This window comes from Agrobacterium sp. D14, from assembly GCF_001526505.1.
In the GTDB taxonomy this organism is placed as follows: Bacteria; Pseudomonadota; Alphaproteobacteria; order Rhizobiales; family Rhizobiaceae; genus Agrobacterium; species Agrobacterium leguminum.
In genome coordinates this window covers 106895-119227 of record NZ_ASXX01000021.1, presented here as the reverse complement: position 1 = coordinate 119227, position 12333 = coordinate 106895, and the positions used below count along the sequence as shown (strand labels likewise).

General features: G+C 60.5%; 7 protein-coding genes. 1 reads left to right on the top strand and 6 read right to left on the bottom strand.

Going from position 1 to position 12333, the window contains the following annotated elements; genetic code table 11:
* Positions 1-7 precede the first annotated feature (7 nt).
* Complete coding sequence (pyk, locus tag L901_RS14380; protein WP_031233357.1) at positions 8-1417, top strand: pyruvate kinase; 1410 nt, start codon at positions 8-10, stop codon at positions 1415-1417.
* Between the two features lie 27 nt (positions 1418-1444).
* Here pyk and L901_RS14375 read toward each other — a convergent pair whose 3' ends face one another.
* From L901_RS14375 to L901_RS14350, 6 genes are all read right to left on the bottom strand, one after another.
* The gene (locus L901_RS14375; protein WP_059757875.1) at positions 1445-2452 is read right to left on the bottom strand and encodes a 2-hydroxyacid dehydrogenase; all 1008 of its coding nucleotides are present in this window, start codon (positions 2450-2452) and stop codon (positions 1445-1447) included.
* A 60-nt stretch (positions 2453-2512) separates the two neighbouring features.
* Positions 2513-4135, bottom strand: coding sequence for an ABC-F family ATP-binding cassette domain-containing protein (locus L901_RS14370; RefSeq protein WP_003519640.1), 1623 nt, complete (start codon positions 4133-4135; stop codon positions 2513-2515).
* A 110-nt stretch (positions 4136-4245) separates the two neighbouring features.
* Entirely contained in the window at positions 4246-5484 is a 1239-nt protein-coding gene (locus L901_RS14365) for a TadE/TadG family type IV pilus assembly protein (RefSeq protein ID WP_059757872.1), read from the bottom strand.
* A gap of 167 nt (positions 5485-5651) precedes the next feature.
* Positions 5652-6530, bottom strand: coding sequence for a transglutaminase family protein (locus tag L901_RS14360; protein WP_059757870.1), 879 nt, complete (start codon positions 6528-6530; stop codon positions 5652-5654).
* A gap of 4 nt (positions 6531-6534) precedes the next feature.
* Positions 6535-8940, bottom strand: coding sequence for a circularly permuted type 2 ATP-grasp protein (locus tag L901_RS14355; protein ID WP_020808587.1), 2406 nt, complete (start codon positions 8938-8940; stop codon positions 6535-6537).
* 1 nt (position 8941) lies between these two features.
* Positions 8942-12268: a DUF2126 domain-containing protein gene (locus L901_RS14350; protein WP_059757868.1), complete on the bottom strand. Its 3327-nt coding sequence runs from the start codon at positions 12266-12268 to the stop codon at positions 8942-8944.
* Between the last annotated feature and the right edge of the window lie 65 nt (positions 12269-12333).

The following is a 12333-nucleotide window of genomic DNA, read 5'->3' as shown; positions in this document are numbered from 1 at the left end:
ATTGATCATGCATCGTAAACGCCAAGCAAAAATTGTTGCGACGGTCGGGCCTGCCAGCGCATCGCCTGAAATGCTGAAAGCCCTGTTCCTGGCGGGCGTCGATACGTTTCGCCTGAATTTCAGCCATGGCTCGCATGAGGATCATGCCCGGGTTTTCCACGCGATCCGGACGATCGAGCGGGAAATGGCGATGCCCATCGGCATCTTGCAGGATTTGCAGGGTCCCAAGATAAGGCTCGGACGGATCGCGGGCGGGTCGGCCAGCGTGTCGGCGGGGGATGTCGTTCGTTTCGTTCTCCGTTCAGAGAGTGGGGAAACGTCGGCGATTCCCCTGCCTCACCCCGAAATATTCGCCGCCGTAAAGCCCGGCGACGATCTTCTGATCGATGACGGTCGCATACGTGTCCGTCTTTTGCGCGTGGGGGCGGATGAGCTGGAGGCTGAGGTGATCTTCGGCGGTGCGATTTCCGACCGCAAGGGCGTCAATATTCCGGGAACGGTGCTGGACATCTCGCCGCTCACGACGAAGGACCGCAGCGATCTCGCCTTCGGTCTCGATCTCGGTGTCGACTGGGTCGCGCTTTCTTTCGTGCAGAAACCCGGCGATCTCATCGAGGCGCGCGGCCTGATCGTCGAACGTGCGGGGCTGGTGGCAAAAATCGAGAAGCCGTCCGCTCTCGAGAAGATCGACGATATCATCAGCCTGTCCGATGCCCTGATGGTGGCGCGCGGCGATCTCGGCGTCGAAATTCCTGCCGAGGAGGTTCCGGGGCGTCAGAAAGAGCTTGTGCGCGCCTGTCGTCAGGCGGTGAAGCCAGTCATTGTCGCCACCCAGATGCTGGATTCGATGGTTTCGTCCGCATCACCCACACGCGCCGAAGCGTCGGATGTTGCCATGGCGATCTATGACGGCGTCGATGCGGTGATGCTCTCCGCTGAAACCGCGACCGGCAGATATCCCGTCGAAACCGTTGAGATGATGGACCGTATCATTCGCAGTACCGAAGGCCACAAGCTCTATAATTCGATCCTGCGGGCGACGGAACCGGCGCTGGAGCCAACACCCGCCCATGCGGTGGCCGGCGCGGCGGCCGATGTCGCCACCGCGATCGGTGCGCCGGCGATTGTAGCCTTCACATCGAGCGGCGTGACGGCGGCTCGCATAGCACGGGAGCGCCCGTCTTTGCCAATCGTGGCGATCACGGCGGATATGGCGGTGGCCCGCAGGCTTTGCCTTTTGTGGGGTGCAATCAGCCTCTATGACGAAGACCTTGGCATTGACGACAGGTTCGAACAGGCGGCACGGCTTGCGAAACATGTCGATCTGGCCCGTTCCGGTGACAATCTCGTCATCGTCAGCGGTATTCCGTTCGGTCAGTCCGGTACGACGAACAATCTGCGCGTGGCCCGGTTGTGACATATCGGACCTTATTGTTCGCGACTTTTAGGGGCCTGCTAGCTGCTCCGTGGAAACGGCATGTAGCGCCCTGCCGGTCCTGAAAAAGCTTTCGATATTGCCGATCGTGGTGTCCGCGATGTTCCTGAGGGCCTCCTGCGTGAAGAAGCCCTGGTGGCCGGTGACCAGAACATTGGGGAAGGTCAGCAGTCGCGCGAAAACATCGTCGCGCAGCACATCGTTGGAAAGATCCTCAAAAAAGAGATCGGCCTCTTCTTCATAGACATCGATGCCGAGACTGCCGATGGTGCCGTCTTTCAGACCCGCAATTGCCGCCTGCGTGTCGATGATGGCGCCGCGGCTGGTATTGACGAGCATCACGCCCTTTTTCAGAAGCGGCAGCGTCTCCCGGCGAATGAGGTGACGCGTCTCCGGTGTGAGCGGGCACATCAGCGCCAGAATGTCCGATGTTCGAAACAGTTCCTCGCGCGTGACGTAGACCATGCCCAGTGCCTCGCAATCCGGATTTGGCCGGACGTCATGGCCGACGAGACGGCAGCCGAAGCCGGCCGCAATGCGCGCGAAAATCGCCCCGATCTTGCCCGTGCCGACAATGCCGACCGTCTTGCCGTGAAGGTCGAAGCCGAGAAGGCCATCGAGGGCGAAGTTTCCTTCGCGGACACGGTTATAGGCGCGATGGATCTTGCGGTTGAGCGACAGGATGAGCGCCATGGTGTGTTCGGCGACCGCATAGGGCGAATAGGCCGGCACGCGCGCAACGGTCAGGCCGAGCTTTTCGGCACCGGCGAGATCGACCTGATTGAAACCGGCGCAGCGCAGGGCGATGAGCCGGATACCCATTTCCGCAAGCTTTTCGAGTACTGGCCGCGACAGGTCGTCATTAACGAAGGCGCAGATCGCCGCCGCTCCTTTCGCCAGCGCCACTGTCTCGAGAGACAGGCGTGCTTCGCAATATTGCATCCGCATGCCAGCGTGGGCGGCAGCGTCAAGGAACTGCCTGTCATAGGGTTTGGCGCTGTAGACCACGATCCGCATCTGTTTCTCCAGTCTCCAAACGAAAGCTGCCGTTACAGGGCGACGCGTCCGGCAGGTGGCTTAGCTGCGAAGACCCGGTGCTTCCTGTCCCGTGCTTTCGACATATTCGGTATAGCCGCCGCCATATTGGTGGATACCATCAGGTGTCAGTTCCAGCACCCGGTTCGAAAGCGCGGCCAGGAAATGGCGGTCGTGCGAAACGAACAGCATCGTGCCTTCATAATCCGACAGGGCCTTGATCAGCATTTCCTTGGTGTCGAGATCGAGATGGTTGGTCGGCTCGTCCAGCACGAGGAAGTTCGGCGGATCGAACAGCATGGCCGCCATGACGAGACGGGCCTTTTCGCCGCCGGAAAGAACACGGCAGCGTTTTTCCACGTCGTCGCCGGAAAAGCCGAAACAGCCGGCAAGGGCGCGCAACGGCGCCTGCCCCGCTTTCGGAAAACGCTCCTCCAGCCATTCGAGAATGGTGCTGTCGCCATCCAGAACATCCATGGCGTGCTGGGCGAAATAGCCGAGCTTGACGCTGGCGCCGAGGGTGACATTGCCGGAATCCGGTTCCGCCGTGCCGGTCACCAGCTTCAGCAGCGTCGATTTTCCAGCGCCGTTGACGCCCATGATGCACCAGCGTTCCTTGCGCCGCACCATGAAATCGAGCTCGCCATAGATCGTGCGGCTGCCATAGGCCTTATTGACCTTCTTCAGCGCCACGACATCCTCGCCCGACCGGGGCGCCGGCGCGAATTCAAAAGCCACCGTCTGACGCCGTTTTGGCGGCTCGACGCGGTCGATCTTCTCGAGTTTCTTCACGCGGCTCTGCACCTGCGAGGCGTGCGAAGCGCGGGCCTTGAAGCGTTCGATGAACTTGATTTCCTTGGCGAGCATGGCCTGCTGGCGTTCGAACTGTGCCTGCTGCTGCTTTTCGTTCTGCGCGCGCTGCTGTTCGTAAAAGCCGTAGTCACCGGAATAGGTGGTGAGATTGCCGGCATCGATTTCGATGATCTTGGTGACGATGCGGTTCATGAATTCGCGGTCATGCGACGTCATCAGCAAAGCGCCGTCATAATTCTTCAAGAAATCTTCGAGCCAGATCAAGCTTTCGAGATCGAGATGGTTCGACGGTTCGTCGAGGAGCATCACGTCCGGGCGCATCAAGAGGATGCGCGCAAGCGCCACGCGCATCTTCCAGCCGCCGGAAAGCTTGGAAACATCGCCGTCCATCATCTCCTGGCTGAAGCTCAACCCGTCCAGCACTTCGCGCGCACGGCCTTCAAGCGCGTAGCCGTCCAGTTCCTCATAACGCGCCTGCACTTCGCCGTAACGTTCGATGATGGTGTCCATCTCGTCCATCCGGTCGGGATCGGACATGGCGGCTTCCAGTTCCCGAAGTTCGGCTGCCACTTCGCTGACGGGGCCTGCCCCTTCCATGACTTCCGCGACGGCCGAGCGGCCGGACATTTCACCGACATCCTGATCGAAATAACCGACCGTCATGCCCTTTTCGACGACGACCTGGCCCTCGTCGGGCTGCTCTTCGCCGGTGATCATCCGGAACAGCGTGGTCTTGCCGGCGCCATTCGGGCCGACAAGGCCGATCTTCTCGCCGCGATTGAGCGCGGCGGAGGCCTCGATATAGAGAATACGGTGACTGTTCGACTTGCTGATGTTTTCGATGCGGATCATGACAGGGCCTGTGAATGGGAGCGGCCCTCCTATGCCACGGGCCGCCGCCGCTGTCACCTGTCGCACACGTCTTGTCAGCCATGCAGCCGACAAGACGCTCCGGAAACAGATCAGTTGGTGAGCGTGGCTATGCTGCCGGCAGCCTTGCGGGCGATTTCACCAAAGGCTGTGACGATCTGCTCCATGTTTTCCGGCGCGTAATAATTGTCGAGGCTGGATGCGCAATATTGCAACAGCGACTTGCCCTTGTCCGGCGCCATGAAGGCGACGCTGAAAATCTTGATCCCGTCTTTCTTGGCGGTCTCGCAGGTGGTGCGCACGGACTGGTCGATGCTGGAGTTCCACGAGGCGCTGTTGCCCGTCATTTCACCGTCGGTCATGAGAACAATGTAGCGCTCGAACGATTCACTGCCTTTGTCTTTATGTGCTTTCGCTTCGTCGGTGTTGGATTTTTTAAGGGCGTTATAGGCGGCGTTCAGGCTGCTGCGGGCATCCGTGCCACCGGTGGGGAATTCCGGGATTTGCTTGTCCACGTAGCTGACAACGCTGCCCGTACCCCAGCTGATGGGCTGGGCCGCATAGGTCTCGTGCGTATAGACCGAGGCACCGGTGCGGACGAGCTCTGAGCCGCCGTTAGCCGTGTAGGTCGGATCAGCCTTGTTCAATGTTGCGACGAGGAACCCGACGGCGGTTTTGAGCGACGTGGCCTTGTTGACATAGCAGGGACTGGATGTGGCCTTCGCTTCGCTGGTACCCCAATTGTCAGCCGTATAAACCGGGCACGATTTTTTCGCGGTATTGATGGTATCCGTCTTGAATGACATCGAACCGGAACGATCAAGCGCCAGATACATGGAGATCGGTGCGCCCTTGTTGACGGTGCTCTTTGCGGTGCCCGTTACCGAAAGATCGAGTGTTTTTGCGCCAATGAACCCGAGCAGCGGATTGAGCTGTACTCGGTGGTTGATCGTGGTCTCGACGGTGTAGGTTTTGCCGCGGGCATTTTCCGTCTTCGTGATATTGGTCGGAGAATTCTGCTCCAGTTCCTTTTTCTCTTCCTCGGTCAGGTTCTTTTCCATCTGGGCCGCGATGAAGTTCTTGGCGATTTCCTTGATCTGCTCGTCCGTCAGGTCGCCCATTTTCAAACGGGCCTCGGTGGCCGCCGCAAGGGCTGCAGAATCCGCAGTATTCTGCATATCCGCTTTCACCTGCATCACATTCGCCAACTCCATGCCGGCGCCGGCAAAACCCAGCAATACCGGTAGCAGAATGGCCGTCATCATGCCGAAATTGCCGCTGGTATCGGCGAGAAAACGGCGCTTCGGTTTTTGATGTGCAGAGGCGGTCATGAGGGGCTCACGGATTAGAATATTCGACTGAGCACAGAGAAGCCGCAAACGATGTAAAATCCGCTAACGTGATCGGTTCAATTTTACGCAGCGATCAAATTGGAGCAGTTTTCGAAGTATTTTCAAGAATTGTTGGCGCGATGGCCGCAATAATACACATCGTGTCATTATTGGACGGGGATGACGTCGACAGCCTGTTTTATCTGCTGGTTGCCATAGCTCTTCAAGACACCGATCACCGGGGCGACATCGGAATAATCCCGGCCGTAACCGACGACGATATGGTCGCTTCCGGCGACGATATCATTGGTGGGATCGAGTTCCAGATAACCGGCTGCTTCTCCGCACCAGACGCGAACCCAGGCATGCATTGCATCGGCGCCTTCAAGCCGTTCCTTGCCCGGTGGCGGAATGGTGCGCAGGAAACCGCTGACATAACCGGCGGGAATGCCGAGGCTGCGCAGCGCCATGATCATGATATGCGAAAAATCCTGGCACACGCCGCGCTTGAGCTTGAAGGCTTCCGATGGCGTCGTATCGACGGTCGTCGCCTCGCCGTCATAGGTAAAGTCCTTGTGGATGCGTTTGCACAGAGAGAGCGCGATTTCGCGAATGGTCATTCCGGGTTTCAGCAATTCCCGGGCATAGGCGGATATTGCCGCATCCATTCCGATCCTCGGGCTCGCACCGATGAAGTGGTGCGGCGACTGGAAATCGAGCGACCAGACATCGGCCAGGTCCTGCGGCAGGCGGGAAAGCTCGGGCGAAAAATCCGCCGTCAGCGCCGGTGCCTCCACCATCACGCGGGCCTGCATGCGGATATCCAGCTTCTCATGCGGCGCGCGCAGATGCACTGATGTGGCCGATTGATGAAAGAAGTCCTCGAAGGTGGCACGTTCTTCCGGCACCGGCGAAACATCGATGGAGCCGGCGACAAGCCGCTGCCGGCCAGGGATGGAGAGCGGCAGGACCCGGATGATGTGGCGCGCGCCGTGGGCCAGCGTGTCGTAGGTGTAACCCATATGCAGGGAAAGATCGTAAAGCATAGGATTATCCAAGATAGGTCCGGGCCAGAACATCGGAGAGATGTTCCATGTCGGTTTCGAGCTGGCGATAGATCGCGCCGTTCATGTTTTCCGGCGTCATGACCGCAAGCCCGGAATGCAGACGCATCGCCTCGCGGTAGAAGGGCGACATCTGACCGTTGACGAAGGCGTTCGGAAGCTGTTCCACCTCGGTGCGGATCTCGTTAAGCTGGAACAGGATCGAGCGGGGATTGAGCGGGTCGAGCGCCAGAAGATCGGTCACGGTCAGGCCGGCCGTATTGACGTTGTAGCGGCGGCGATGGGTCATGACGCTGTCGCCGATTTCGAGCAGCATGTCATAGGAGCCGTCAGGTGCGTCCGGGCCGGTCATATGGCCGAGAAGACGCGTCATATGCAGGCCGCGCTCCAGGTAACGGCCGATCGACAGGAAACGCCAGCCGGTGAAGCGATACATGTTTTCGTGCACGAGACCGGCAAAGCCCGCAAGCTTGCGCAGCAGGATCGTCATGGCATGGGTGGCGTCGTCACCGGGGGCGACTTTCGCGTGGAAACGGCGGGCGGTCTTGGCAAGGTCGTTCAGCGCCAGCCACCCGTCAGGCGAAAAGCGGTCGCGGATATTGCTGGCGGAATAAAGCGCGCTGTTGATGTTGTTCAGCAGGCTTTCCGGCACGGCATCGCTCATCTCCACATCGAGCGCTTCGAGATAGCGTGTCACATGCGCGAGCAGAGGCTGGCGCGGATCGGCGGATTCGGCATAACGCCCGTGCCAGGCGCGCAGGATGCGCAGGGCGCCTTCCGAACGCTCGATATAACGGCCGAGCCAGAAGAGATTGTCGGCGGCGCGGCTCGGCAGGCTGCCCGGCATATTGCGGGTAAAGCTTTCTTCCGCCGGCAGAAGCGTGGTGCGTTCCACCGGCTTGTCGCTGACGATCCAGACATCCGCAGCGCTTCCGCCCGATTGCATGGCAATGGCGGAGACATCGTTGCTGCTGCCGATACGGGCGAAGCCGCCGGGCATGATCTGCCAGCCATCCTGGGTGCGCGCGGCAAAAACGCGAAGGCTCATCGGGCGCGGCACGAGCTTGTTGTCGATATAGGCCGGGGTTGTCGAAAGCGTCACCACTTCCTGTCCCACCAGCCTGTGGCCGTCGGAGGCGAGCCAGTCGCTGATCGATTCCTTCGCCGTTTCGCGCAGCGACGAGCCAAGCACGGATTGACCGTTATCGTCGAAGAAGGGAAGCCGGGAATAAGCGGGGCCGATGACCATGCCTTCGATATTGCCGGCGACATGGCGGCGTTCCGATTCCTGCCCGCACCACCAGGTGGCGATGGAGGGCAGTTTCAGCTCCTCGCCCAGAATGTGGCGGCAGATGCGCGGCATGAAGGCGAGCAGTGCCCGCGTCTCGAGAATGCCGCTGCCGAGCGCATTGACGACGGTGAGCGCTTCATTGCGTAGCGCCTGCACCATGCCCGGCGTGCCGATATGGGATTGCTGGTTCAGTTCCAGCGGATCCGAATAGGAGGCGTCGAGACGCCGCCAGAGAACGCCGACCGGTTTCAGTCCCGCTACGGTTCTGACCATGACGCGGCCGTTGACGACGGTGAGGTCTTCGCCTTCCAGCAGCATGAAGCCGAGATAACGGGCGATATAGGCGTGTTCGAAATAGGTTTCGTTGGCGGGGCCGGGCGTCAACACGGCGATCCGGTCGTCTGGGTGCTTTCTTTGCGCCTGCAGCGTGTCGCGGAAAGCGCCGAAGAACGAGGCCAGACGATGCACATGGGTTTCGGCATAGATGTCGGAAAGTGCACGGGTGGTGGCCACCCGGTTTTCGAGCGCGAAACCCGCACCGGAAGGCGCCTGCGTCCGGTCGGCCAGCACCCACCAGTTTCCGTCAGGTCCGCGCCCGATCTCGAAGGAACAGAAATGCAGATAATGGCCGCTTGCCGGTTTCACGCCGACCATGGGCCGCAGATATTCCGGATTGGAGGCGATCAGGGCCGGGGGTACGAAACCTTCCTTGACCAGCCGGTTTTCGCCATAAAAATCGGCGACCATGGCTTCTAGAAGATTGGCGCGCTGTTTCAGCCCCTCGGAAAGAACCGCCCATTCCCTGTCGTCGATCAGGACCGGAATATGGGAGATCGGCCAGTTTCTTTCGCTGCTGCCCTTACCGTAATCGCGGTAGAACACGCCGGCATCGCGCAGATAGCGGTCGGTGCGGGCAAAGCGCTCGTGCAATTCCCGTTCCGACATGCGTGACAGGGCGTCGAGCAGGGTCTTCCAGACCGGCCTGACCTTGCCATTGGTATCGAGCATTTCGTCGGCAACGCCCGGCAAGGGGGAATATTCAAGCCCACGCGGTTGCGCGCTCGTTTCCGTCTTGCGTTCCGTTGCCGGGGCTTTTGACAATTTACACTCCGTAAGGCCGACGCAGATCGAGCGTCAGCGGAAATTCTGGCGACTCGGTTTCCGCGTTAAGCGGATATTGCCCTGCCGTATGCCCCCATGGTTCGAAACGGGCGAGGCGGCGTGCCTCGGCCTCATTGCCGTTGACGGGAAACGTCTCGTAATTGCGCCCGCCCGGATGAGCAACATGGTAGATGCATCCGCCGATCGATCGCCTCGACCATGTATCATAAATGTCAAAGGTCAAGGGTGAATTGACGGGCAGAACTGGATGCAGGCCGGAAGCGGGCTGCCATGCCTTGAAGCGAACGCCGGCGACCGCGACGCTGCGGTTTTCAGTCGGGGTCAGCGGCACGGCGCGGCCGTTGCAGGCAACCGCGTAACGGGCGGGATTGGAGGTTTCCAGCCGCACCTGCAGGCGCTCGACGGAGCTGTCGACATAACGCACGGTTCCGCCGATGGCGCCCTGTTCGCCCATCACATGCCAGGGCTCCAGCGCCTGGCGCAGTTCCAGCTTCGCACCCTCATATTCCACTTCGCCGAAGAAGGGGAAACGGAATTCCTGCTGGGCAGTGAACCATTCCGGCTTGAGATCGAAGCCGTTTTCCCTGAGGTCGGCAAGCACGTCGAGGAAATCCGCCCAGATATAATGCGGCAGCATGAAACGGTCGGCGAGCGCCGTACCCCAGCGCACGAATTTGCCGGCGGCCGGGTTTTTCCAGAAGCGGGCGATGAGGGCGCGCACCAGCAATTGCTGGGCGAGCGACATGCGCGCGTTGGGCGGCATTTCGAAACCGCGGAATTCCACAAGGCCAAGGCGGCCAGTCGGCCCGTCAGGCGAAAACAGCTTGTCGATGCAGATTTCAGCGCGATGGGTATTGCCCGTCACATCCGTCAGAAGATTGCGGAACAGCCGGTCGACCAGCCATGGCAGCGGCGGCACGCCTTCTCCGGGGGCAGGCACCTGCGCAAGCGCGATCTCCAGCTCGTAGAGACTGTCGTGGCGGGCTTCGTCGATACGCGGCGCCTGGCTCGTCGGGCCGATGAAGAGACCTGAGAAGAGATAGGAGAGCGAGGGATGCCGCTGCCAGTGCAGAACGAGGCTTTTGAGAAGATCGGGCCGGCGCAGGAAGGGGCTGTCATTGGGGTTGGCGCCACCCACGACCACATGGTTGCCGCCGCCGGTGCCGGTGTGGCGGCCGTCGATCATGAACTTGTCGGCGCCGAGACGCGATTGACGCGCTTCCTCATAAACAGCCGTGGTGATGTCGACGCAATCCTTCCAGCCCGCGGCGGGGTGGATGTTGACCTCGATGACGCCGGGATCGGGTGCGACGCGGATGACATTGACGCGCTCGTCATGCGGCGGCGCATAACCCTCGATATGGACGGGCAAACCAAGATCGGCGGCTGCCGCTTCCGCTGCTGCAATCAGTTCCAGATAGTCCTCGATGCGCTCGACCGGCGGCATGAAGACGCAAAGCCTTCCGTCACGCGGTTCCACCGACATGGCGGTGCGCACCGCGCCGCCGATTTCGCCGAGCGTCTGTTCTATGCGCTCCTGCCCCGGGGCCTCGCTGGCATGGAAGGAGGCTTCGGGCATGGCGCGGCCCGATGGCGTCAGCACATCGGGAAGCGGACCACGGGGGATCGAAGGATCGGCTTCATGAATATAAGGATAGGCGGATGGCGGCACATAAGGCAGGGTGCCGAGCGGCAGGCGGTAACCCACCGGGCTGTCACCCGGAACGAGGAATATTTTTCCGCGCCGCGTCTTCCATTTTTCACTGATCCAGCGTTTGCCGGCGGCGCGCGCATTCCACGCCTGAACGGGAAGAATATAACCGGTCGGTGTCGTCAGTCCCCGCTCGAAGACGCGGGCCATGCGGTTTCGCTCCTCCGGGTCTTTCAGCTTGGAATTGGACGGATCGACATTGTCGGGAAGGCTGCCTTCCTTGATGATCCATTCGGCCGGATCTTCATAGGCCGGCAGCACCAGCTCAGGCTCGATGCCGAGATGGGAGGCGATGCCGCCCAGCAGTTTCTGCGCATCTTCCGCCTTGACGCCTGTATTTGCGCCCTCCTCGGCGATCAGCGCCGGGTTCTGCCAGATCGGCAGGCCGTCCTTGCGCCAATAGAGCGAGAAGGTCCAGCGCGGCAGGCTTTCGCCCGGATACCATTTCCCCTGCCCGTAATGCAGAAAGCCGCCCGGTGCGAAACGCTCACGCAGACGGCGGATCAGGGCATCGGCCTTTTCACGCTTTGTCGGCCCGACCGCGCCGGTGTTCCATTCGTCGGATTCGAAATCGTCGATGGAAACGAAGGTCGGTTCGCCGCCCATGGTCAGCCGGACGTCATGGCTGTTCAGAACGTCATCGACCTCCTGGCCGAGCGCATTGAGTTCCTCCCAGCTTTCATCCGAAAAGGGTTTGGTGATGCGCGGCGTTTCGGCAACCCGCCGGACCTGCATGTCGAAGGCGAATTCCGTATTGGCATGGCCGTAATAACCGCCGGAAATCGGTGCCGCATTGCGGTAATGCGGCGTTGCCGCCAGCGGAATATGGCTCTCGCCCGTCAGAAGCCCCGAGGTGGGATCGAGGCCGATCCAGCCGGCGCCGGGCATATAGACTTCGGCCCAGGCGTGCAGATCGGTGAAGTCCACTTCCGTGCCGGATGGGCCATCCAGCGCCTTGAGATCGGGGGTGAGCTGAATGAGATATCCCGACACGAAACGGGCGGCGAGGCCAAGATGCCGCAGAACCTGCACGAGCAGCCAGCTGGTATCGCGGCAGGACCCCTTGCCGGAAGCAAGCGTTTCCTCCGGCGTCTGGACGCCCGGTTCCATGCGGATGACGTAACCGATCTCCTGTTGCAGGCGGGCATTGAGGCCAACGACCATGTCCACCGTCTGCTGCCCCGGCGTGCGGTCGACGGTGGCCATGAAGGCGGCAAGCAGCGGGCCTGTTGGCTCCGGCTTCATGTAGATGGAAAGGTCGTCGCGCAATTCCTGCGGATAGTCGAAGGGCCACTTTGTCGCCTCTTCCTCCACAAAGAAATCGAACGGATTGTAAACCGTCATATCGGCGACAAGATCGACCTCGATCTTAAATTCCGTCGCCGGCTCGGGAAAAACGAAGCGGGCGAGGTAATTGCCGTAGGGATCCTGTTGAAGGTTCACGAAGTGATTGGAGGGCGAAACCTTGAGCGAATGGCTGATAACGCGGGTTCTGGAGTGCGAGGCGGGCTTTAATCTTATGATCTGTGGTCCAAGGCGAACCGGATTGTCGTACTTATAATGCGTCAGATGATAGATGCTCGCTTTGATCGCCATTAATCTGCCTTGCCCGGTTTTCCGGCTTATGCGGTTTGTCCGCCCCTCTGAAATTATTCGGATTT

What these genes read in the sequence shown, in the direction of transcription:
- L901_RS14350 (WP_059757868.1), bottom strand. Translation starts at nt 12,268, where the DNA reads ATGGCGATCAAAGCGAGCATCTATCATCTGACGCATTATAAGTACGAC.
- pyk (WP_031233357.1), top strand. Translation starts at nt 8, where the DNA reads ATGCATCGTAAACGCCAAGCAAAAATTGTTGCGACGGTCGGGCCTGCC.
- L901_RS14360 (WP_059757870.1), bottom strand. Translation starts at nt 6,530, where the DNA reads ATGCTTTACGATCTTTCCCTGCATATGGGTTACACCTACGACACGCTG.
- L901_RS14365 (WP_059757872.1), bottom strand. Translation starts at nt 5,484, where the DNA reads ATGACCGCCTCTGCACATCAAAAACCGAAGCGCCGTTTTCTCGCCGAT.
- L901_RS14370 (WP_003519640.1), bottom strand. Translation starts at nt 4,135, where the DNA reads ATGATCCGCATCGAAAACATCAGCAAGTCGAACAGTCACCGTATTCTC.
- L901_RS14375 (WP_059757875.1), bottom strand. Translation starts at nt 2,452, where the DNA reads ATGCGGATCGTGGTCTACAGCGCCAAACCCTATGACAGGCAGTTCCTT.